The 22,788-nt window shown below is 62.2% G+C and carries 15 protein-coding genes; 3 read left to right on the top strand and 12 right to left on the bottom strand.

The genetic code is table 11. The features are described from left to right. Positions 1 to 42: 42 nt before the first annotated feature. The 3 genes from B0G80_RS18700 to B0G80_RS18690 form a co-directional block, all read right to left on the bottom strand. Entirely contained in the window at positions 43 to 456 is a 414-nt protein-coding gene (locus tag B0G80_RS18700; RefSeq protein ID WP_106282019.1) for a gamma-butyrobetaine hydroxylase-like domain-containing protein, read from the bottom strand. Between the two features lie 86 nt (positions 457 to 542). Then, entirely contained in the window at positions 543 to 971 is a 429-nt protein-coding gene (locus tag B0G80_RS18695; RefSeq protein WP_106282021.1) for an HIT family protein, read from the bottom strand. Positions 972 to 1,005: 34 nt separating this feature from the next. Further along, a complete protein-coding gene (locus B0G80_RS18690) occupies positions 1,006 to 5,100 on the bottom strand; it encodes an FAD/FMN-binding oxidoreductase (protein ID WP_116118957.1) in 4,095 nt (1,364 codons plus the stop codon). Between the two features lie 504 nt (positions 5,101 to 5,604). Between B0G80_RS18690 and ilvA the strand changes: the two genes are divergently transcribed. The 3 genes from ilvA to queF are packed head-to-tail and all read left to right on the top strand — an operon-like array spanning position 5,605 to position 8,875. Further along, on the top strand, positions 5,605 to 7,128 hold the full coding sequence (ilvA, locus tag B0G80_RS18680; RefSeq protein WP_106282024.1) for a threonine ammonia-lyase, biosynthetic: 1,524 nt from the start codon (positions 5,605 to 5,607) through the stop codon (positions 7,126 to 7,128). A gap of 23 nt (positions 7,129 to 7,151) precedes the next feature. After that, a complete protein-coding gene (locus tag B0G80_RS18675) occupies positions 7,152 to 8,054 on the top strand; it encodes a 5'-nucleotidase (RefSeq protein WP_116118956.1) in 903 nt (300 codons plus the stop codon). Then, positions 8,051 to 8,875 carry an NADPH-dependent 7-cyano-7-deazaguanine reductase QueF gene (gene queF, locus B0G80_RS18670; protein ID WP_116118955.1) on the top strand — a complete coding sequence of 275 codons (825 nt, stop codon included), beginning with the start codon at positions 8,051 to 8,053 and terminating at the stop codon, positions 8,873 to 8,875. Before B0G80_RS18675 ends, queF begins: the two co-directional genes overlap by 4 nt. Before the next feature lie 341 nt (positions 8,876 to 9,216). On the opposite strand, the gene B0G80_RS18665 is transcribed toward queF, so the two are convergent. From B0G80_RS18665 to B0G80_RS18625, 9 genes are all read right to left on the bottom strand, one after another. Then, entirely contained in the window at positions 9,217 to 10,275 is a 1,059-nt protein-coding gene (locus B0G80_RS18665; RefSeq protein ID WP_116118954.1) for a glycosyltransferase family 4 protein, read from the bottom strand. Positions 10,276 to 10,328: 53 nt separating this feature from the next. Beyond that, a complete protein-coding gene (locus B0G80_RS18660) occupies positions 10,329 to 11,117 on the bottom strand; it encodes a hypothetical protein (RefSeq protein ID WP_116118953.1) in 789 nt (262 codons plus the stop codon). Positions 11,118 to 11,331: 214 nt separating this feature from the next. Next, the gene (locus B0G80_RS18655; protein WP_116118952.1) at positions 11,332 to 14,205 is read right to left on the bottom strand and encodes a DUF3060 domain-containing protein; all 2,874 of its coding nucleotides are present in this window, start codon (positions 14,203 to 14,205) and stop codon (positions 11,332 to 11,334) included. A 152-nt stretch (positions 14,206 to 14,357) separates the two neighbouring features. Then, positions 14,358 to 15,782, bottom strand: coding sequence for a TolC family protein (locus B0G80_RS18650; protein WP_258878907.1), 1,425 nt, complete (start codon positions 15,780 to 15,782; stop codon positions 14,358 to 14,360). After that, positions 15,772 to 17,193 (bottom strand): HlyD family type I secretion periplasmic adaptor subunit, encoded by a 1,422-nt coding sequence (locus B0G80_RS18645; protein WP_116118951.1) that lies wholly within the window; start codon positions 17,191 to 17,193, stop codon positions 15,772 to 15,774. Before B0G80_RS18645 ends, B0G80_RS18650 begins: the two co-directional genes overlap by 11 nt. Positions 17,194 to 17,195: 2 nt before the next feature. Continuing rightward, complete coding sequence (locus B0G80_RS18640; protein ID WP_116118950.1) at positions 17,196 to 19,328, bottom strand: type I secretion system permease/ATPase; 2,133 nt, start codon at positions 19,326 to 19,328, stop codon at positions 17,196 to 17,198. Positions 19,329 to 19,890: 562 nt separating this feature from the next. Next, positions 19,891 to 20,271 (bottom strand): RidA family protein, encoded by a 381-nt coding sequence (locus B0G80_RS18635; protein WP_116119753.1) that lies wholly within the window; start codon positions 20,269 to 20,271, stop codon positions 19,891 to 19,893. 86 nt (positions 20,272 to 20,357) lie between these two features. Then, positions 20,358 to 21,839: an amidohydrolase family protein gene (locus B0G80_RS18630; protein WP_116118949.1), complete on the bottom strand. Its 1,482-nt coding sequence runs from the start codon at positions 21,837 to 21,839 to the stop codon at positions 20,358 to 20,360. 3 nt (positions 21,840 to 21,842) lie between these two features. Next, positions 21,843 to 22,733 (bottom strand): MurR/RpiR family transcriptional regulator, encoded by an 891-nt coding sequence (locus tag B0G80_RS18625; protein WP_106282034.1) that lies wholly within the window; start codon positions 22,731 to 22,733, stop codon positions 21,843 to 21,845. Positions 22,734 to 22,788: the final 55 nt, after the last annotated feature.

The raw sequence follows: 22,788 nt of genomic DNA, 5'->3' as shown, positions 1-22,788 counted from the left end.
AAATGTTGCGCCGCATCAGTGCGGCGTTCGGGGCGAATCGTATCAGTGACAGTGCCCGTGCGCAGCGCCGGCCTGAACCATCGGTGTATCGCGGTCGACGCCGGCCGCCTGAAGTTTGGCGAGATAGTCGCGCCAGAGTTCATCCTGGCGCACGGCCATGTCGTACAGCAGGTCCCACGAATAGATGCCGGTGGCGTGTCCATCCGAGAAAGTCGGCTGCAGCGCGTAGTTGCCGACGCCTTCGATCATGGTGATCGTCACTTCGCGCTTGCCGGTCTGCAACGTTTCCTGGCCGGGCCCGTGGCCCATCACTTCCGCCGACGGCGAATACACGCGCAGCAGTTCGAACGGCAGTCGATAAGATTCGCCGTTTGCGTACTGCAATTCGAGCACACGCGATTTGGAATGCACGACCACGCCGGTCGGCACTGGCGTATCGGGAGTTAGTCCACTCATGTTGACCTCATAGAGAACGCCGCCTCAATTCTTCTTGCCCTTTCGCGGGCCCGGCGCGAACGCGACAGGTTCGGGAGCGCTCGAACTCAAGCCAGCGCCTGTTCGATTTCCTGCCGCACCGCTTCGCGCAGCAAGGTGGCTTGCGCGCGGCGCGACGACAGCATGGCTTCGGACACCGTGCGCTGGCGCGGCGCCCAGATGGGCAGTGGAAAATGAGCGTCGTTCGAAAAACGCGGAATCACATGCCAGTGCACGTGCGGCACCTGGTTGCCAAGGCTCGCCAGGTTCACCTTGACCGGCTGCAGGATGCGCCGGATCGCGCGCTCGACCGCGTACACGGCCTTCATCACGCGATCGCGGTCGTCTCCGTCAAGGTCGGAAAACTCGGCCACATGCTCGTTCCAGATGACCCGGCAAAAACCCGGGTAATCGTGTTCATCGGCGAGTACGACACGCAAGGTGTCGTCGTGCCACAGCACATCGCCGCCATCTTCACGGCAAAAAACGCATTCCATCGTCGGCCTCAGGCAAAGATCGTCAGTCGTGCCATTAAACCAGCACGCGCTCGATTCCGCCATTGTTCGCACGCTGCACGTAGTCGACCATCCAGTCTTCACCGAGCACGTGACGTGCCATCTCGACGACGATATAGTCCGCCTCGATGCCCGCGTCTTCGTTGTAACGCGACAGCCCTTGCAGGCAGGACGGGCAGCTCGTGAGGATCTTCACGTCGGTGGCGCCCTTCGGCTGCGGGCCGTCGCCGGCCTTGAGCACGGAGCCCTCCGGCGCGCCCGCCGAGCCGGCCGAGGCATTGGCCGGATTGATCCCGTTCGCGCCCGCTTCGGCCACCAAAGGAATGCCGCGCAGCTTCGCCGCACCCTTGCGGATCTCCTCCTCCTTGCGGAAGCGGACCTGTGTCGAAATGTCAGGACGCGTGACCGCGAGCGTGCCAGATTCACCACAGCAGCGGTCGTTCTTCTCGATCTTGTAGCCGTCCTTCTCCGAGCCCATCAACTGATTGACGAGCTTGACGGGGTCCATCGTCTTGATCGGCGTGTGGCACGGGTCGTGGTACATGTAGCGCACGCCGTTCACGCCGTCGAGCTTCATGCCTTTCTCCAGCAGAAACTCGTGAATGTCGATGATCCGGCAGCCCGGGAAGATCTTCTCGAATTCGTAGCCGGCAAGCTGGTCGTAGCACGTGCCGCACGACACCACCACGGTCTTGATATCGAGGTAGTTGAGCGTATTGGCGACGCGGTGGAACAGCACGCGGTTATCCGTGACGATCTGCTCGGCCTTGTCGTACTGGCCCGAACCGCGTTGCGGATAGCCGCAGCACAGGTAGCCCGGCGGCAGCACGGTTTGCACGCCCGCTTCCCACAGCATGGCTTGCGTGGCGAGACCGACCTGCGAGAACAGCCGCTCGGAACCGCAGCCCGGGAAGTAGAACACCGCTTCCGTGTCGGCGGTGGTCGTCTTCGGATTGCGGATGATCGGGACGATCTTGTTGTCCTCGATATCGAGCAACGCGCGCGCGGTCTTCTTCGGCAGGTTGCCCGGCATCTTCTTGTTCATGAAGTGGATCACCTGCTGCGTGACCGGCGGCTTGCCGACGGTTGCCGGCGGGTGCGCCGTCTGCTTCTTCGCGAACTTCTTCAGCACGTCGTTGCCGAGGCGCTGCGCCTTGTAGCCGATGCCCATCATCGCGGTGCGCGCGAGGTTGATGGTCTGCGGATTGGTCGCATTGAGGAAGAACATGCCGGCCGCGTTGCCCGGATTGAACTTCTTCTTGCCCATCTTGCGCAGCAGGTTGCGCATGTTCATGGTCACGTCGCCGAAGTCGATCTTGACCGGGCACGGCGTCACGCATTTGTGACAGACGGTGCAGTGATCCGCGACGTCGTTGAACTCGTCCCAGTGTTTGATCGACACGCCGCGGCGGGTCTGCTCCTCGTACAGGAACGCCTCGACCAGCAGCGAGGTGGCCAAGATTTTGTTGCGCGGGCTGTACAACAGGTTCGCGCGCGGCACGTGGGTCGCGCACACCGGCTTGCACTTGCCGCAGCGCAAGCAGTCCTTGATCGACTCGGAAATCGCGCCGATGTCCGACTGCTGCATGATCAGCGATTCATAGCCCATCAGGCCGAACGACGGCGTGTAGGCATTGCGCAGGTCGGCACCTTCGAGCAGTTTGCCCGCGTTGAAGCGGCCATGCGGATCGACGCGCTGCTTGTACTGGCGGAACTCGCTGATCTCGTCTTCCGTCAGGAATTCGAGCTTGGTGATGCCGATGCCGTGTTCGCCGGAAATCACGCCGTCGAGCGAACGCGCCAGCTTCATGATGCGCGCGACCGCCGTGTGGGCGTCCTGCAGCATCTCGTAGTTGTCGGAGTTGACCGGCAGATTCGTGTGCACGTTGCCGTCGCCCGCGTGCATGTGCAGCGCGACGAACACGCGTCCGCGCAGCACCTGCTTGTGGATCGCCTGGGCTTCGTCGAGGATCGGCTTGAACTCGCCGCCGTTGAAAATCTGCCGCAGTTCGGCGCGGATTTCCTGCTTCCACGACACGCGGATCGTGCGGTCCTGCGTGACGTGAAATACGTTGGCGTCGGGCTGTGCGTCCACGCGGTCGGCGAATTTTTCCGCCATCGCTTCGTAGCCGAGGCCGACCAGATAGTGCTGCGCCTCGCGCAAGGACAGATCGAGCTTGTCGCGCAGGAATTCCCAGCGCGTGCGCACACGCTTGAGCAGATCGAGCGCCTGCTGCACGCGGTCTTCGAGCAGTTCGGCGCTCGGAATCTCGTTGGCGTCGTCGCTCTTGCCGAGCGGCAGCTTGCCGGCCTTGAAGAACGCTTCGAGCGCGTCGACCAACTGCAGCTTGTTCTTGATCGACAGCTCGATGTTGATGCGCTCGATGCCGTCCGTGTACTCGCCCATGCGGTCGAGCGGAATCACCACGTCTTCGTTGATCTTGAAGGCGTTGGTGTGCTTCGCGATCGCCGCCGTGCGGCTGCGGTCGAGCCAGAAACGCTTGCGCGCCTCGGCATTGACCGCGACGAAGCCTTCGCCGCTCTTGCCGTTGGCCATGCGCACCACCTCCGACGTGGCCTGCGCGACCGCGTCCGCGTCATCGCCGACGATGTCGCCGATCAGCACCATCTTCGGAAACGCGTTGCGCTTGCTCTTGGTCGCATAGCCGACCGCGCGCAGATAGCGCTCGTCCAGATGCTCGAGGCCGGCGAGAATCGCGCCGCCCTGCTTCGAGGTCTCGAACAGGTAATCCTTGATTTCGACGATGCTCGGAATCGCGTCGCGCGCCTGGCCGAAGAATTCGAGGCAGACGGTGCGCGTGTGCGCCGGCATCTTGTGCAGCACCCAGCGCGCGGACGTGATGAGCCCGTCGCAGCCTTCTTTCTGCACGCCCGGCAGACCGGCGAGGAATTTATCCGTGACGTCCTTGCCGAGACCTTCCTTACGGAACACGCGGCCCTTGATGTCGAGCGCTTCCGTGCGCAGCAGCTTTTCGCCCGGCGCGTAGTTGCCGTCGAACCATTTGAGCTCGAAACGCGCGACTTCGATGTCGTGAATCTTGCCCATGTTGTGGTCGAGGCGCGTGACTTCGAGCCAGTTCCCTTCCGGGTCGACCATGCGCCACCAGGCCAGGTTGTCGAGCGCCGTGCCCCACAACACCGCCTTCTTGCCGCCCGCGTTCATCGCGACGTTGCCGCCCACGCAGGACGCATCCAGCGAGGTCGGATCGACGGCGAACACGAAACCGGCCTGCTCGGCCGCTTCGGTCACGCGGCGCGTGACCACGCCCGCGCCGGAGAAAATCGTCGCGACTTTACGGTCGACGCCCGGCAGTTCGGTCATTTCCACCGCGCCGAGCTGTTCGAGCTTTTCAGTGTTGATGACGGCCGAGAACGGCGTGAGCGGCACCGCGCCGCCTGTGTAGCCCGTGCCGCCTCCGCGCGGAATCACGGTCAGCCCAAGCTCGAAACACGCCTTGATCATGCCGGCGATTTCGGCTTCGGTATCCGGCGTCAGCACGACGAACGGGTATTCCACACGCCAGTCGGTCGCGTCGGTCACGTGCGAAACGCGCGACAAACCGTCGAACTTGATGTTGTCCTTTTCCGTGACCTTGCCCAGCACCTTGGTCGCGCGCTTGCGCAGATCGTAGGTCTTCTGGAATTCGCTGGCGAATTCGTCGACGGCGCGGCGCGCGGCCTGCACCAGCGTTTCGACGCGCGCGGCGCGGTCCACGCCCGCTTCATCGCCGTGCTCGGTCAGATCGGCGCGGCGGCGCTTCTCGATCTCGCTCAAACGGTGATGCAAGGCCTCGATCAGCATCGCGCGGCGCTTTGGATTGTCGAGCAGGTCGTCTTGCAGGTAAGGATTGCGGCGCACCACCCAGATGTCGCCGAGCACTTCGTACAGCATCCGCGCCGAGCGGCCGGTGCGGCGTTCCGCGCGCAATTCGGCAAGCACCGCCCAGGCTTCGTCGCCGAGCAGGCGGATGACGATTTCGCGGTCGGAAAACGACGTGTAGTTGTAGGGAATTTCGCGCAGACGCGCTTCGGGATCGGCGGCCACCGCTGCGGCGGCCCCGTGCGGATCGAAAACTTGAGGTGCGTTCATGTTCGGACGACTCGGTAGGCCAGCCCGGCGCGCTCATCGATGAGGCGTCGGCTGACGGTGCGCGTGGCGCGCAATGCTGGAAATCTTCTAGGGGAGCGAAGCTCGACCGACGGCCAAACCCACACCGGTCGCTTCGCGGCGCTCAGATATAGCTACACGATCGTGCGTGGCGGACGTGACGCTCCGCCGCGGGGCAACACTCACGCGGGGCGGGCATCAGGTGGGCGATCCGAGGCTGCCAGTGCATCTTCCGATCCTTATTCCAAAATGGAATTCTACCGCATCATTCCGCCACGCGTTGACGGCTGAAGTCGGAACAGCGGCGGGGGTTTGCGCACTTTCATGGCAAATCGTACGGCGGCGGCGCCACGCCGGAATGACCAACCGAACGGTCGGGCGGCGCTGTGCGACCCTGCTTCAGTGCATATGCCGAGAGCCTGAGCCTACACCGTTGGCGCTATCATTGACCCTTTCCCGTCTCACCGAGCGCTCCGCGCCACCCGCATGGCTTCCCACGACTACCTGAAAAAAACCCTGACCGCGCGCGTCTACGACGTGGCCCGCGAGACCGAACTCGAACGCGCGCCGAATCTGTCGGCGCGTCTGCGCAATCCGGTCTATCTGAAGCGCGAGGACAACCAGCCGGTGTTCTCGTTCAAGGTGCGCGGCGCGTACAACAAGATGGCGCATATTCCTTCTGAAGCGCTGGAGCGCGGGGTGATTACGGCGTCGGCGGGCAATCATGCGCAGGGCGTGGCGTTGTCGGCGGCGCGCATGGGCGTGAAGGCGATCATCGTGGTGCCGGTCACCACGCCGCAAGTGAAGGTCGACGCGGTGCGCGCACATGGCGGCCCGACGGTCGAAGTGGTGCAGTTCGGCGAGTCGTATAGCGACGCGTATGAGCACGCAGTCAAGCTGCAGGAAGAACGCGGCCTGACCTTCGTGCATCCGTTCGACGATCCGTATGTGATCGCCGGGCAGGGCACCGTCGCAATGGAGATTCTCAGCCAGCACCAGGGGCCGATTCACGCGATCTTCGTGCCGATCGGCGGCGGTGGACTCGCGGCGGGCGTCGCCGCGTACGTCAAATCCGTGCGCCCGGAAATCAAGGTGATCGGCGTGCAGACCGACGATTCGTGCGCGATGGCCGCGTCTCTGAAGGCCGGTGAGCGTGTCACGCTGAACGAAGTCGGTCTGTTCTCGGACGGCACGGCGGTGAAACTGGTCGGCGAAGAAACCTTCCGCCTGTGCAGCGAATATCTCGACGACGTGCTGCTCGTGAATACCGACGCGCTCTGCGCCGCGATCAAGGACGTCTTCCAGGACACCCGCAGCGTGCTCGAACCCGCCGGCTCGTTGGCCGTGGCCGGCGCCAAGCAGTATGCGGAGCGCGAAGGCATCGAGAACCAGACGCTGATCGCGATCACGTCGGGGGCGAACATGAACTTCGACCGCATGCGCTTCGTGGCCGAACGCGCCGAAGTTGGCGAAGCGCGCGAAGCAGTGTTCGCCGTGACAATTCCCGAAGAGCGTGGCAGTTTCCGCCGCTTCTGCGAACTGGTCGGCACGCGCAGCGTCACCGAATTCAACTACCGGATTGCGGATGCAAACTCCGCCCATATCTTCGTGGGCGTGCAGATCAGGAATCGCAGCGAGTCGGCGCAGATCGCGGGCGCGTTTGAGGCGCACGGCTTCGCCACCGTCGATCTGACGTTCGATGAACTGTCCAAGCAGCACATCCGCTACATGGTCGGCGGTCGCTCGCCTCTGGCACATGACGAACGTCTGTTCCGTTTCGAGTTTCCCGAGCGGCCGGGCGCGCTGATGAAATTCCTTTCGTCGATGGCGCCGAACTGGAATATCAGCCTGTTCCACTATCGCAACCAGGGCGCGGACTACAGCTCGATTCTGGTCGGCATTCAGGTGCCGGACAGCGAGAACGCGGTGTTCAACCAGTTCCTCGCCACGCTCGGTTATCCGAACTGGGAAGAGACGCGGAACCCGGTATATCGCTTATTCCTCGCTTGATTACTCAGGACTGAAACACGCAGATGGCTCTCTCGCTCGTCGACAAACTGGTGGTGGCAATCTCGTCGCGCGCGCTGTTCGACTTCGAGGAAGAGAACCGCGTGTACGAGGAAGGCGATCTGCAGACCTATGAAGCGTTGCAGCGCGATCGCCTGACCGTGCCCGCCAAACCGGGCGTGGCGTTTCCGTTGATCCGCAAGCTGCTGGCCTTGAATGCGGGCGGCCATCGCGTCGAAGTGGTGATCCTCTCGCGCAGCGATCCGATCAGCGGACTGCGCGCGTTCCATTCGTGCCGGGAACATGGACTCGCCATCGAGCGCGGGGTTTTCACGCGCGGACGCGCGCCGTTTGGGTACCTGAAGCCGCTAAACGCGTCGCTGTTTCTGTCCGCGAACCAGCAGGACGTGCGCGATGCCCTCGCCGCCGGATTTCCCGCCGCGCGCGTGTTGCCCGAATCGGCGAAAATGGCGAGCAAGTATCCGGACGAAATCCGCATCGCCTTCGACGGCGACGCCGTGCTGTTTTCCGACGAAGCCGAGCGCGTGTTCCAGAAGGATGGGCTGCGCGCCTTTGTCGGCCACGAGATTCACAACAAGGATCTGCCGCTCGCGGACGGTCCGTTGAAGCCGTTGCTCGAAGCGCTGCACCGGCTGCAAAAACTCGCGGACGAAGCCGCGCCGATGCATATTCGTACGGCATTGGTCACGGCGCGTTCGGCGCCCGCGCATGAGCGCGCGATCCGCACCTTGATGGCGTGGAACATCGAAATCGACGAAGCGATGTTCCTCGGCGGCCTCGACAAGAGCGCATTTCTGCGCGAGTTCGAGCCGGACTTTTTCTTCGACGACCAAATTGGCCACTGCGAATCGGCCCGCGTCGTGACGGCGACGGGGCACGTGCTGAGTGGCATTGTGAACGCATCATGACACCCGAACAATCACCGCTGGGTAAGGCCTCCACTTACACCGAACAATACGACGCGTCGCTGCTGTTTCCGATCGCGCGAAAAAATGCGCGCGAGGCGATCGGCATCGGCGCGCAGTTGCCGTTTTTCGGCACGGATATCTGGAATGCGTATGAGTTGTCGTGGCTGAATGCGCGCGGCAAGCCGCAGATCGCGGTGGCGACGTTCTTCGTGCCGGCGGATTCGCCGAATATCGTCGAGTCGAAGTCGTTCAAGCTGTATCTCGGTTCGTTCGCGCAGACCGCGTTTGAATCGATGGATGCGGTGCGCGACACGATCAAGCGTGATGTGTCCGCGTCGTGCGGCGCGACGGTTTCGGTTCAACTGACTGTGCCGCATGACTTCGGCAAGTTGAAGATGGAAGAATTCGAAGGCATGTCGCTGGATCGGCTGGATCTGGATACCGATGTCTATCAGCCGGACGCGACATTGCTGAAGGCGGCGCTGGATGAGGCGCCGGTCGAGGAGACCTTGTTCTCGAATCTGTTGAAGTCGAATTGTCCGGTGACCGGGCAGCCGGACTGGGGCAGCGTGCAGATTCACTACGTGGGGCCGCAGATCGATCATGCGGGGTTGCTGCGGTATCTTATTTCTTATCGGAATCACACTGGGTTTCATGAGCAGTGTGTGGAGAGGATTTTTATTGATGTTTTGAAGGTTTGTAAGCCGGTGAAGTTGGCGGTGTATGCGCGTTATACGCGGCGGGGGGGGCTGGATATTAATCCGTTCCGCACGAATTACAATTTGGCTATGCCGGATAATTTTAGACTGGCGCGGCAGTAAGCAAGCGGATCGTTTTTACGCCGCGTGGCATCACGCGGCCCACATCTGCGCGATTGCCGCTTCCATTCCTCTCGTGAAGCGCGCCGTCTATCAGCGCAGAGCGCTCCATGTGCTCGCGTAAGTCCGAACTCAGTGCGCGCAGTCGCGTTCGGTCGCGAGCCAGACTCACTGCAATCTACATACTGCTCGTCGGATCGCGCAACGAGTTCCGGCGAGTGCCTGTTTGCAGAGAGTGGAGCCTTGCGTATGGTGATCTGCCAGATAGGCGGAGAGCGCGGCCTTGTAGAGGTTATGAGAGGCGAGGTGGGTTTTCGGCAAGGTGAAAGTCCTTCAAGTACTGCTCATTTTTCAAACAAGCACAGAAGAGGCGAAGGCAGTACAGGACGATGATTGTTTAATCTCAAGGCGCTGCTTCGTCGTGCTGCACCAGGAAAGACGCGGAAACGGTCTGATCGAATACTGGCTCTACGACAAAAAAGTCCGCGCAAGTACGCGTTCCATTCCGTGATGCGTCGATCCCATGAATAAAACCTGTTGAAGTAATCGACCTGAAACGAGCGCGCCGTCGCGTCTTCATGCGCGCGTCGCTTGACCGCGCGGATCGCCGCATCCAGTGCGAGGCAAAAGCGCTCGGCATGGCTTTGCCGATCTTCGGTGAACGGATAAAGCGATGCGAAATTCGCGCAGGTTTCAGGCAACGCGCCATAGGCCGGGCAAATGACCAGACAACCTGACGACAGCGCCTCGATGGCCGCGACACAACTCGTCTCCGGCCAGATGCTCGGATACGCAAAAATGTCGCAATCACGAAGCGTTTCCCGTACTACGTGATTCGGCTGCGCGCCGTGATAGCGAATTCGCGGATGAGCGCGGCAGCGGTCGAACAGTTGTCGATACGGTTCATCGCGTTGCGCCCAGCCATAAATATTGAAGCTTGAAAATACGTCGAGTTCGATGTCCGGATGCACTTTCGCGAGATGCTCGAACACCGGTACGAGAATCTCGAGTCCGCGGTGGGGCGTCGTGTGATAGATAAGCCGGATCGTTGCGCCGCGACGCGGACGATACGCGCCGAAGGGCTCGATTGCATTCTGCAAGACAACCATTTTGCGATAGGGCACCTGCGGGATCAGATTGTAGAGACAGGCCTGATAGTGCGAGACGCAAACAAGTCCGTCGAACCGCGCGAGGTTATCCGGCGATGCGAGAAATTTCGCCTCTTCTTCGCTCGGCGTGTCGTGCAGCCAGAAAATGCGCTTGCGATCCGCAGCCAGTTGGCGGGCGCGCGACGGAATGATCTGGAAGTGGCGCGCCAACTCCGGATCGAGCCGCGCATGCAGCGCCGCGAGCATGGCCTCCGTGCCGCCCAAGGCACGGGCGCTGAGTTCGTTGGTTTCCATCGTTGAGATCGTCGTATCGAGAGTGCGTCCGCAAGTTCACACAAATGAGCGCGTCAAATCTGACCGCCGACCGCCGTCATCGGGCTCGCCGCCAGCGACGCGCCGAAATCACCGTGATAGGTGTAAATGCCCTGATGCGAAAGCTGCGATTGCGTATCGACAAAAATCCGGCCGCCGATATCACGCCAGCGACGACAGAACGCATAGTCTTCCGACAGATAGCGGTTCGTGTGCGGCTCCACCATGACGTCGAAAAAGCGATAGCAAAGGTTGCGCAGCGGCGAGTCAGGCGGGCCGTCCGGCACGTACTGGAGTTCGGGAAGAACCTCGATCATCCGCGTGAATGCTTCGCGCTTGATGCACATGAAGCCGGTCGGTGCTTCGCTGACTTCCATGAAGCCTTCCGCATCGATTTCCGACGACACGTTGTCGTGAACATTGACCGGATAACGCAGATAGCGCGCGGCGAACTCCGCTCGCGTCAAGCCGGCAGGCAACGTGTCCGGCCAATCGAAGCGCTTGATCGGATAGACACCGGCGACAACATCATGATCGGCGAGAAGCAGACGCATCGCCTGATCGACCGAGAACCCGATGTCGGCGTCGATCCAGAACAGGTGCGTGTAGTGCGGGTCGGCCAGAAACTCCGCGACGGCCTCATTGCGAGCACGCGTGATCAGGCTCTCGCCGGAGCGAATCCGCACGCCGCCTTGCATGCCGTTCTGCCACAAAGCATTGTTGAGAGCCAACATGCTGTTGACGAAATTCGAGGTGACGGTGCCGCCGTAGCATGGCGTCATGAAGAGCGGGCGCATGTCGCCGAGAGCGGAGGGAGCGAGCATTGGGGGATCTCTTTGCAAAGGGTGATGTGTTTGGCGTGTGGCGCGCGCCGCAGCGTGGTTGCGTACGCGGCTAACCCGTAAGATTAAACGAGTTGCGCCGCGGCTCATCTCACTTTTAAAGACGCAATTCGGTGGTGAGCGAAGAGAAAGACTTTCTCCGCCCACGCGAACTGCTACCTTAAAAGGCCTTATGGGTCGTAAAGATCAAATGCGCTCAGTGACGCGATGAGGCGAAAAGCGATAACTCCGGCGGCATCTGCGTGACAAAATTCAATGAAGCGCCGCCGGACTCGTTTGAGTAGGCAGCCATTGCCGACACGAGTTGATTGGTTGGGCTGTCGCTCGGATTTGCACTGGATCTGACATTCGAGATCGTGACCGCATTGCCATCACCGAAACCGAGCGTGACAACACCGTTCTTGATGCTAAAAGCGGCCGACGAAAACCAGATGGCTCCGCTCGCGTCTTCCTCGACCAGATCGCCTGCCGATGTCTGGATGATCTGCTGCCCGCTGCTTGCGCTGAACGAGACCGAATTGTTACTTCCACTCAGATTCAAGCTATTTCCGCCCGCGCCCAGCACGATATGATTTCCATCCCCATTCACTTGGGATGATGCGCCAGTCAACTGAATCGTGGCGCTGCTGGCATCCACGACGTCAGACGAGCCAGACAGGTTCAATGACGCACCGCTCAGCACGTTAAACGTCGCATTGCTCATCGCGACGCTGACATCGCCTGACACGTCATAAATAGTCGCTCCTGCCGGCGACACGCCCGTATCGTAAAGTTTCCATGACAGGGATCCAGCCGTTTCCCGGTATTCGACCTGAGTGCCTGAGGCCACACCAGAGAGATTGGCGACATTGCCGCCGTCGAGTTGCACCGACAGCATGCCGCCAGTCAGCGTCAGACCGCTCGGTGCCGCACTACCCGTCATGACCAGGCCGCCCGAGGCCTGTTCGGCAAACGAGCCCGTCGACGTCGCCACCGACAGTGCACCAGCGCCGAATGCAATCCTATTGTTCGAACCTGACAGCTCCAGCGTGCCCGTGCCCTGAATCCCGTTGTAGAACGCGTTGAGGGATATCTGGTTATTGTTGCCGCTTACCGTGGCCGAACCGCCAGTGAGCAGCGAGATCGAGTCGCTATTCGCGTAGGCCGTATCTCCGTCCGAGAGGGAGATCTGGTCCCCACCTGCGCTGGCATAGACCGTCGCGTTCCTGCCCGCGCGTACGGAGCCGTTCGCGCCGACCGTGATCGTATCGCCCGTGCCGTAGTCAGCGATCCAGCTGCCAGAGCCCGCCGTCACAACGTTGCCCGTGCCGGCAGATACCGTGATCGACGCTCCGTCGATTGCTTCGGCGTGCACCGTATTGCTGTTGCCCGAAACCGAAACGCTCCCCGCTCCGCTTTCCATCGTCACGGTGTCCGACGACCCCGTCAGATTCAGCGATGCGCCGCTCAGCACGTCAAGCGTCGCGCCACTCATCATCGCACTTACGCTGGCCGTCACCTCGTACAGATTCCCGCTCACGTGCGTCAGATTCGTGTCCATGAGCGTGCTCCATGTCGCAACGCCAGACGCATCGATGTATTCGACCTGAGTGCCTGAAGTCACACCAGAGAGCTTGGCGACATTGCCGCCGTCGAGTTGCACCGACAGCATGCCGCCAGTCAGCGTCAGACCGCTCGGCGCCGCACTACCCGTCATGACCAGGCCGCCCGAGGCCTGTTCGGCAAACGAGCCCGTCGACGTCGCCACCGACAGTGCGCCCGCGCCGAATGCAATCGTATTGTTCGAACCTGACAGCTCCAGCGTGCCCGTGCCCTGAATCCCGTTGTAGAACGCGTTGAGGGATATCTGGTTATTGTTGCCGCTTACCGTGGCCGAACCGCCAGTGAGCAGCGAGATCGAGTCGCTATTCGCGTAGGCCGTATCTCCGTCCGAGAGGGAGATCTGGTCCCCACCTGCGCTGGCATAGACCGTCGCGTTCCTGCCCGCGCGTACGGAGCCGTTCGCGCCGACCGTGATCGTATCGCCCGTGCCGTAGTCAGCGATCCAGCTGCCAGAGCCCGCCGTCACAACGTTGCCCGTGCCGGCAGATACTGTGATCGACGCTCCGTCGATTGCTTCGGCGTGCACCGTATTGCTGTTGCCCGAAACCGAAACGCTCCCCGCTCCGCTTTCCATCGTCACGGTGTCCGACGACCCCGTCAGATTCAGCGATGCGCCGCTCAGCACGTCAAGCGTCGCGCCACTCATCATCGCACTTACGCTGGCCGTCACCTCGTACAGATTCCCGCTCACGTGCGTCAGATTCGTGTCCATGAGCGTGCTCCATGTCGCAACGCCAGACGCATCGATGTATTCGACCTGAGTGCCTGAAGTCACACCAGAGAGATTGGCGACATTGCCGCCGTCGAGTTGCACCGACAGCATGCCGCCAGTCAGCGTCAGACCGCTCGGCGCCGCACCACCCGTCATGACCAGGCCGCCCGAGGCCTGTTCGGCAAACGAGCCCGTCGACGTCGCCACCGACAGTGCGCCCGCGCCGAATGCAATCGTATTGTTCGAACCTGACAGCTCCAGCGTGCCCGTGCCCTGAATCCCGTTGTAGAACGCGTTGAGGGATATCTGGTTATTGTTGCCGCTTACCGTGGCCGAACCGCCAGTGAGCAGCGAGATCGAGTCGCTATTCGCGTAGGCCGTATCTCCGTCCGAGAGGGAGATCTGGTCCCCACCTGCGGTGGCATAGACCGTTGCGTTCCTGCCCGCGCGTACCGAGCCGTTCGCGCCGACCGTGATCGTATCGCCCGTGCCGTAGTCAGCGATCCAGCTGCCAGAGCCCGCCGTCACAACGTTGCCCGTGCCGGCAGATACCGTGATCGACGCTCCGTCGATTGCTTCGGCGTGCACCGTATTGTTGTTGCCCGAAACCGAAACGCTCCCCGCTCCGCTTTCCATCGTCACGGTGTCCGACGACCCCGTCAGATTCAGCGATGCGCCGCTCAGCACGTTGATTGTCGCGTCATCCATCGAAACCGAAACGCCTGGCAACGTTACGTCATAGGTCGCTGTGCTCATAAATACTCCTTAGGTTAGTTGAGCATGAATTCCCGATCGGGATTCCCGGCTCGTTCTAGTCAAAGCTTCGTCATTGCGGCGCCGCTTTGGAAAACGTTATTCAAAATGGCTGCATGGCTACATGCTCGAGCCCGTGTGCGCCGCCCTCGTCACTACAAATCCCCCCGCCCCAACTCCCCCAACTTCCCCGCCAGATCAATCCGCGCATAATCCCAATCCGCCACCGCCTGTACCCGCCGCTGTTTCGCATTGGCCAACGCCGCCTGCGTATTCATCAGTTCGAGAATGTTCCCCACGCCCGCGTCATACCGATGCCGTGCCGCGTCCCACGCTCGCTGCGCCGTCGCAAGCAGATTCACGCTGTTCTCCGCATTCTTCGTCGCCCCCGCGAGCGTCTGATAACTGCTCCACACATTCAGCGCGACCTGCCGCCTGGCATCGTCGAGCGCATATTCCTGCCGATCCGCTTGCGCTTGCGCCTGGTCGATCTGGTAATGCCGGCCGAATCCTTCAAACAGCGGAATGCTGACCTGCACGCCGATATACGCGTCGTGGCCTTTCGCCTGATAGGCCGCCAGCCCCAGTCCCAAACTTTGCGGCTGATTGTTCTGGCTGTACTTCCCGACCAGGCTCACAGCGGGCAGTCCCTGAGCGCGTGTCTGCGAAATCTTCGCGAGCGCGGCGTCGTACTGCGCCTGCGCCGCACGCACCGACGGATGCGATATCTGCACATCGCGAATCATCTGGTCGACCGATTTGCCGAACGCGCCGTATGCCCGTACATCCTCAGTCACCGCAGGCATCTCCAGCGGCACGCCGGGATCGAGATTCATATCGGACGCGAGTGTGCCCAGCGCGGTCTGCGCATCGCTTTCGGCCTTCGTCAGACTGAACAGCGCCTGCTCGTGCTGGGTCTGCGCTTGCAATGCATCGGTGAGCGGCGCAACGCCTTTGTCGGCGCGCATCTGCGCCGCCAGCATGCTGCGGCGAGTCATCTCCTCCACGTCTCGCGTCGCATCCAGTTCACCGACAGCCGCCTGCGCTTTGTAGTAATGCATAGCAGTCAATGCGAAAGAATCCTGCAACGTGGCGTTCTGCGTCGCACGCGCTGCTTCGAGCAACGCGTCGGCATTCTTCAGCGCCGCCTCACGGCCGCCGAAATCGAACAAGGTCCAGTTCAGGTTCACGCTCGCCGAGCGCACGGTTGCCGCGATATCCGAACTCAGCGCCGGGTGATCCTCGATGTTGGACACCGTGTTCTCGCGTACGGCTTGCCAGTTCGCCGAAACCGTCGGCAAATAGGCCGCGCGCGCCGCACCGACGCCCGCCGCCTGCGCCTTCACCGCCGCCCACGCTTCACGCGTCTTCGGGTTGTTGCATAAGGTCCGCTCCACTGCCTCGGCCAGTCGCAACGGCCGCGCCGGCGCATCGGCGAACCGGCAATCCGTCGCCAGCGTGCCAGCGGGCGTAGCGGAAATGTCGTGCTCCGCGTGCAGCATGTCGAACGCGCGAGCGCCGCCGCTCGCGGCGAGCGCACCCGCCAGCGTCACGAGCCGCAATTGTTTCCTAGCGTTCACGCATGCTCTCCTGTGCGGTCTGCAATAGCGGATCGACGAAGTATCCAATCACGCTGCGTCTGCCCGTGCGGATGTCCGCGGTCACCGCCATGCCCGGCGTTAGCGTGATCCAGCGGTTATCGACATGGATGCGTTTCGTATCGAGCCGGATGCGCACCGGAAAGGTCAGCCCGAGCTTCTTGTCCTGCACAGCGTCGTTCGAAACGTCGACGATGGTTCCGTTCAGAAAGCCATAACGGGTGTACGGAAACGCTTCGATCTTGACAGCGGCCCGCTGGCCGACGCTCACGAAGCCGATATCCTTGTTCTGCAACCGCGCCTCGACTTCGACGGCGTCGTCGGGGACGATTTCCATCAGCGACTGCGCGGTGGTGACCACGCCGCCCAACGTATGCACCGAGAGTTGCCGCACCGTGCCGGCGACCGGCGCGGTCAGACTCAGCAGTGCCTGGCGGATCTGTGCCTTCGATTCCTCGTCGCGACTTTGCGTCAACTGCTGCTTAGCCTTTTCCAGTTCGTCGAGCTGGTCCCGGCGAAATTTCGAGGCGGTCGCCTCGACCTGCGCGCGCTGTCCGGCGATGCCTGCCGCGAGCTCCGCCGCGTGGCTGCGTTGCGCGGCCAGTTCGTGCTCCTTGTCGAGCGCATTCTGCTCCTTGTCGAGATAGTCATTGCGCGCGACGTAGCGTTCGGCGACCAGCGCCCGATACGCGTCGGCCTGCTGGCGCGCGAGCGGCGCGGTCGCCACGAGCCGTGCGATTTCCGCGCGCGTGCTGTCCAGCGCCGCCTGCTGTTTGAGCAGTTCAGCGCGCGCGCTGTCGCATTGATCGCGGTATTCGAGCCACGCGCCTTCGGCGTGACGTTGCGCGTCCTGCATGCGGACGTCGGGCGCATCGCCGACTTGCGCGACGACCGGCGGCCGGTTCTCGCGCTGCGCGACGAGCAGCGCGTTCGCGCGCGCGGCGGCCAGCGCGGCATCGAGCCGCGACGAGCGCGCCTTGTCGGCATCCGCTGCCGCTTGCGAGGTATCCAGTTTCATCAGCAACTGACCGGGTCCGACCCGTTCGCCATCGCGCACCCGGATTTCGCGCACCACGCCTGTGACGGCCGGCTGAATGGTTTTGACACGCGCATTCGGAATGAACTGGCCGCTTGCCGTCACAACGATATCGAGGCGGCCGAACACGCCGATCAGCAACGCGATCACGGTGAGCAGCACGAGCACGCGCATCGTCCAGCGCGGCGCGGGGTGAACCGGCGTTTCGACGAGTTCGAGTTCGGCGGGCAGGAATGCGAGTTGATCCGCGTCGCGAGGCGGGCGTTCCAGCTGCCCGCGCATGTCCCACGCGGCGCGCCAGATGGCAAGATAGCGCCGGACCAGCTCGGCGAACGCGTGAAGCTTCATCGATGTCATGGTCAGCCGTCCTGCAGCGAAACGAGATGCGCGTAATAACCGTTGTGACGCAACAGCGAATCGTGATCGCCCTGCTCGACGATGCGTCCATGGTCCATCGCGATGATCCTGTCGGCACGACGCACGGCGCTCAGGCGGTGCGCGATGATGATGACCGTGCGTCCCGCGCAGATCGTCTTCATGTTGTCGCGAATGATCCGCTCGGTCTCGAAGTCGAGCGCGCTCGTCGCCTCGTCGAAGATGAGAATGCGTGGATTGGTCAGCAGCGCGCGGGCAATGGCGAGGCGTTGCCGCTGTCCGCCCGACAGGTTTCTGCCGTGCTCGCCGACCATCGTGTCGTAACCTTCGGGCAACTCGCAGATGAACTGATGCGCGCCCGCCATCTTTGCCGCGTGAATCACCGCTTCGAGCGGCACGCCCGGATCGGTCAGCGCGATGTTCTCGCGCACCGAACGATTGAACAGCAGATTCTCCTGTAGCACGACGCCGACCTGGCGGCGCAGCCATGCCGGATCGGCGAGCGCGAGATCCTGTCCGTCGATGCGCACCATTCCCTGCTCGGGAATGTAGAGCCGTTGCAGCAGCTTCGTCAGCGTGCTTTTGCCCGACCCGGAGCGCCCGACGATGCCAATGACCTGCCCGGCGCGGACATCGAACGACACGCCGTCAATGACGGGCGGGCCGTCCGGCCGGTATCGAAAGCGGATGTTGTCGAACTGGACATCACCGCGAATGGGCGGCAGAGCCTGACGCGTCTGCGGCAGTTCGGTGCGCGTGTTCAGAATGTCGCCGAGGCGCAGCATCGAGATGCCGATCTGCTGGAAGTCCTGCCATAACTGCGCGAGACGCAGCACGGGCGCGCTCACGCGCTGGGACATCATGTTGAAGGCGACCAGTTCGCCGACGCTGAGCCGTCCGTCGATCACGAGTCGGGCACCGATGAAAAGCGTGCCCAATGCGACCAGCTTGCCCACCAACTGGATCAGTTGCTGTCCGATGTTGCTCAGCTGGTTCACGCGAAAGCCGGCGCTCACGTAAGCGGCGAGTTGCGATTCCCACCGACGGATGAACTGCGGCTCGACGGCCATCGCCTTGAGCGTCTCGACACCGGAGACCGACTCCACGAGAAACGACTGGTTGTCCGCGCCGCGCGCGAATTTCTCATTCAGCCGCGAGCGGAACGCGGGCACGAGCAGTGCCGACACGACGCCATACACAGGCAGTGAGGCGACGACCAGAAGCGTCAACGCCACGCTGTACACACACATCACACCGAGAAACACGAACGAAAACGCGAGGTCGATAATGGCGGTGAGCGCCTGTCCGGTCAGGAAATTGCGGATATTCTCCAGCTCCCGCACCCGTGCAACCGTATCGCCGACGCGGCGCGCGCCGAAATACCCGAGCGGCAGCGCCACCAGATGCCGGAATAAACGAGCGCCGAGTTCGACGTCGATCCGGTTCGTCGTGTGAGAGAACACGTAGTTGCGCAATCCCGTCAACAACACTTCGAAGACCGAAGCGACCAGCAGCGTCACGCACACGACGTTCAGCGTGCTGTAGGTGCGATTGACCAGCACCTTGTCCATCACGACCTGGAACATCAGCGGCGAGACAAGTCCGAACAGTTGCAATACCAGCGAAACGCCGAGCACTTCGAGCAGCAACTTACGATAGCGAACGATGGCTGGAATGAACCAGGAAAAATCGAAGCGTGCCAGTTCACCCGCCAGCGACGCGCGCGATGCGAACAGCAGCATTCTTCCGGTGCCACGCGCCGCGATGTCTTCTATCGGCCTGATGGTCGGCGCCGCCATGCCAGGCTCGAAGATGAGCGCCGTCTTGCCATCCGATTTGGCGAGAATGAAGTGCCGCCCCTCGCGATCGAACACGAGTGCGGGCAGCGGCGCGGTCGGCAAGGCTTGAAGACGCAACGGAACAATTCGCGCTTTCAGTCCGAGGCTGCGAGCCGAAAGGACGAGATCCTTGTCGGAAAACCGGCCGTCGATCGTCGCAGCCGCGTGCTTGAGTTGGGCTGCATCGGCGGCGATATTGTGGAATCGGGCAATGGTGACGAGCGCGGCCAGGCCTGGATCTTCAATGACCGTTGATTCGGCGTCCTGATTTTTTACCATTGAAATGCGCTGTTTGTATGTTGTCTTGTTCGATGTGATTCGCTTTCGCCGCCGGGCGAAATGCGGGCCTCGTGGATTGCGCGTTTGTGACAGACCGCGACCGCTTAGAAAGATTTATTAAGCGGTTCCTACAAAGGGGGCAAAGTCTAATCGATCCCCTTTTTGAGAGAAATGCCTCAATGAGAAAATTTGAGGTGAAAGACCGATTAGTTCAGACGCCAGTCGTTTCGATCAAACGACAGCACAGGGAATATGAGCGCGGGAAAATTCCGACGGAATGACGGCGTTTGTCCTATCGACAAAGCGTCAAGGATCACATTCGGAACAAGGAGAAAAATCCGGGATTGGCGGGGACGTCGTGACTTCGGCAGTGCCATGGCTGCCGGCGCAGAGAATGTGAATTTTCGCGGGGCTAAATAGAAAATTCCCGCAGACGCTTCTCGACGAACGGGAGACGGTTCAGAAGCGGAAGCATCAATCTTTCGAGCCGGCATTGCTCAACCAGCAACGGCAAAACGTCGACAAGCGCCGACCACTTCAACCTGGCCGACGCTCACTCACATCAAGGCTTCTTGTAAGCCACACAATCCACTTCGACGCGGCAATCGATCACCATCGAAGAAACGACACATGCACGTGCCGGCGGATTGTCGCCGAAGTACTCGCGGAACACCTTGTTGAACGACGCAAAGTCACGCGGATCATCCAGCCACACGCCGCAGCGGACAACATGCTCGGCGCCATAACCGGCTTCCTTCAGAATCGCGAACACATTCTGAATCGCCTTGTGCGATTGCTCGACAATCCCGCCGTTGATCACTTCGCCGTTTTCCATCGGCGTCTGTCCGGACACGAACAGCCAGCCGTCCGCTTCGACTGCGCGTGCAAACGGCATATGCTGACCGCCTGTGCCTTTTCCACCTTCAACGCCATAACGCTTCATCTTCATACTCCTTGAAAAGTCCGGCGCGCGTTCGGCCGAATCGCCCCGCGCGCCGCAATCAATCGATTCATCAATCGGAAAAACAATCAGAACGCGCCGTGCGCGTCGCCCTTCGACGCCGCGCCGCGCGCCACGAAATGGCCGGCGCGCTCACCCGTCACTTCGCCGTCGCGATACGTCAACACGCCGTTCACCCACACCGCGTCGATGCCGTCGGCGGCCTGTTGCGGGTTCTCGAACGTCGCCACGTCGCGCACCTTGGCCGGGTCGAATAAAACCAGATCGGCGTGGTAACCGATATGCACCTCGCCGCGTTGCGTGAGTCCATAGCGACGCGCCGACAAACTGGTCATCTTGCGCACCGCTTCTTCGAGCGGCAGCAAGCCCGCGTCCCGCGCATAGTGGCCGAGCACGCGCGGAAATGCGCCCCACAAGCGCGGGTGCGGCAGCGGATCGTTCGGCAAGCCATCCGAGCCGACCATGGTCGCGGGATGCGAGAGGATGCGCCGCACGTCGTCTTCCGACATGTTGTGATACACCGCGCCCGCCGGTTGCAAGCGCTTGCCCGCTTCCTGCTGCGAGACGCCCCACTCCGCCGCAATCTCCTTCACGAGCTTGCCCGCCATCTCCGGATGCGGCTCCGACCACGTAATCGTGATGTCGATGTCGCCCGAGATCTGCTTCACATCGAGCGTCGAGGAACTGCGGTTGTACGGATAGCAATCGCAACCGATCGGCTGCAGGCGGCTCGCGCCTTCGAGCGACTTCAGCACTTCTTCGCTGCGTCCCCAGTTCGACGGACCCGCGCACTTCAGATGCGAAATCACCACCGGCACGTGTGCGTGACGGCCCACGCGATACGCCTCGTCCATGGCATCGAGAATCGCGTCGAATTCGGTGCGCATGTGCGTGGTGTACAGCGCGCCGGCTGCGGCGAGCGGTTCGGCCAACGCCATCACTTCTTCGGTCGGCGCAGAAAACGCCGAGCCGTACGCGAGCCCTGAACTCAGACCCAGTGCACCATTGGCCAATGCTTCTTCGAGTTGCGCGCGCATGCCGTCGATTTCCTGCGGCGTCGCCGCGCGATCGAGCCGGTCCATCTGGTTGCTGCGCAACGCCGTATGCCCGATCAGCGCGCCGACATTCACCGCGGGCCGCGCCGCGTTCACCGCTTCGACATATGCGGCGAAGGTCGGATACTGGAATGCGTCGCGCTCGCCGAGCAGGTTCATCGGATCCGGCGGATCGCCCTTCAGCGCAACCGGCGACGCGCTGATGCCGCAATTGCCGACGATCACCGTCGTCACGCCTTGCGTGATCTTCGGCAGCATTTGCGGCGAGCGGATCACGTGCGTGTCGTCGTGCGTGTGAACGTCGATGAAACCCGGCGCCAACGCGCGGCCTTCAGCCTCGATCACTTCTTCGGCGAGCCAGTTCGACAGGTTGCCGATCGCGACGATGCGGCCGTCGCGAACCGCGACATCGCGTTCGACAGGCGGCGCGCCCGTGCCGTCATACAGTTGCGCGCCGACGATCAGCGTATCAGCGGCTTCGGGATGCGAGTGCATGGATCAGTCTCCTAACGGTTGTCGATCGCCGCCGCCGCGGTGCGTGTCGAGTGCGTGCTTCATGCGGCGCAGCAATTCGCGGCTCTCGTCACCCTGACTGACGGCAAGTTCGGTGACGAGCACATCGAGCGCCATCATCATCGCGTAACGCGACGACGACGGCTTGTAAATGAAATCGGTCTCAAAAGCGACGATCGGGATCACCCAATCGGCCAGGCGCGCGAGCGGCGAAGCCGGCGCGGTCAGCGCAATCACCGTCGCGCCATAACTGCGCGCGATCTTGCAATTCTCGACCATCTCGGGCACGCGCCCGGTAGTAGACAGCGCGATCACCACGCATTCGCGCGACACGGTGCTGGCGACCATGCGTTGCAGCAAGCCGTCCTGATAGGTCGCGACAGGCCGGCCCAGGCGCACGAGCCGGAAGCGCATTTCGTCGGCGAGCGCGGTCGAGCCGCCGCCCATGCCGAACACGTAGATCATGCGCGCGCCGCGCAGAGCAGCCGCCGCGTCGCCGAGCGGCGCCTGGCGCAGCAATTGATGGTTATGCGCCAGCGCGGTCTGCAATTCGTCGAACACGCGAGTCGCGATCGGCTCGGGCGCGTCGCTCGGGCCGCCGGGCTGCAGGAAGCGCTGACCGACGGCCGCCGCCTGCGCAAGCCGCAGTTTGAGTTCGCGGACATCGCGGCAGCCCACGGCCTTGGCAAAGCGCGTCACAGTCGCGACGCTCACTTCCGCCCGCTGCGCGAGCGCGCCGATGCTGGCGCGCGAGGCGCCCGTCAGGTCGTCGAGAATCAGCGCGGCGACCTTGCGTTCGGCCGAGCGCAGTTCCGGCGCGCATTCGGCAATGCGCGCGACGATGTCGAAAGCCAGCGGTTCGGCGGTTAGATTCATTGCGGACTGTGGGTGGCCGCGCGAAAGCCTGTAACGCGCCCGCGGCGAACCGTGG

This window comes from Paraburkholderia sp. BL6669N2, assembly GCF_003387275.1.
GTDB lineage: Bacteria > Pseudomonadota > Gammaproteobacteria > Burkholderiales > Burkholderiaceae > Paraburkholderia.
The sequence above is the reverse complement of the archived record's forward strand: the minus strand, read 5'-3'. Positions and strand labels throughout refer to the sequence as shown.

Excerpts from the sequence above, each read along its gene's own strand:
- B0G80_RS18630 (WP_116118949.1), bottom strand. The coding sequence starts at position 21,839 with ATGCACTCGCATCCCGAAGCCGCTGATACGCTGATCGTCGGCGCGCAA.
- B0G80_RS18625 (WP_106282034.1), bottom strand. The coding sequence starts at position 22,733 with ATGAATCTAACCGCCGAACCGCTGGCTTTCGACATCGTCGCGCGCATT.
- B0G80_RS18700 (WP_106282019.1), bottom strand. The coding sequence starts at position 456 with ATGAGTGGACTAACTCCCGATACGCCAGTGCCGACCGGCGTGGTCGTG.
- B0G80_RS18675 (WP_116118956.1), top strand. The coding sequence starts at position 7,152 with ATGGCTCTCTCGCTCGTCGACAAACTGGTGGTGGCAATCTCGTCGCGC.
- B0G80_RS18665 (WP_116118954.1), bottom strand. The coding sequence starts at position 10,275 with ATGGAAACCAACGAACTCAGCGCCCGTGCCTTGGGCGGCACGGAGGCC.
- B0G80_RS18635 (WP_116119753.1), bottom strand. The coding sequence starts at position 20,271 with ATGAAGCGTTATGGCGTTGAAGGTGGAAAAGGCACAGGCGGTCAGCAT.
- B0G80_RS18640 (WP_116118950.1), bottom strand. The coding sequence starts at position 19,328 with ATGGTAAAAAATCAGGACGCCGAATCAACGGTCATTGAAGATCCAGGC.
- B0G80_RS18655 (WP_116118952.1), bottom strand. The coding sequence starts at position 14,205 with ATGAGCACAGCGACCTATGACGTAACGTTGCCAGGCGTTTCGGTTTCG.
- B0G80_RS18660 (WP_116118953.1), bottom strand. The coding sequence starts at position 11,117 with ATGCTCGCTCCCTCCGCTCTCGGCGACATGCGCCCGCTCTTCATGACG.
- B0G80_RS18645 (WP_116118951.1), bottom strand. The coding sequence starts at position 17,193 with ATGACATCGATGAAGCTTCACGCGTTCGCCGAGCTGGTCCGGCGCTAT.
- B0G80_RS18690 (WP_116118957.1), bottom strand. The coding sequence starts at position 5,100 with ATGAACGCACCTCAAGTTTTCGATCCGCACGGGGCCGCCGCAGCGGTG.
- queF (WP_116118955.1), top strand. The coding sequence starts at position 8,051 with ATGACACCCGAACAATCACCGCTGGGTAAGGCCTCCACTTACACCGAA.
- ilvA (WP_106282024.1), top strand. The coding sequence starts at position 5,605 with ATGGCTTCCCACGACTACCTGAAAAAAACCCTGACCGCGCGCGTCTAC.
- B0G80_RS18695 (WP_106282021.1), bottom strand. The coding sequence starts at position 971 with ATGGAATGCGTTTTTTGCCGTGAAGATGGCGGCGATGTGCTGTGGCAC.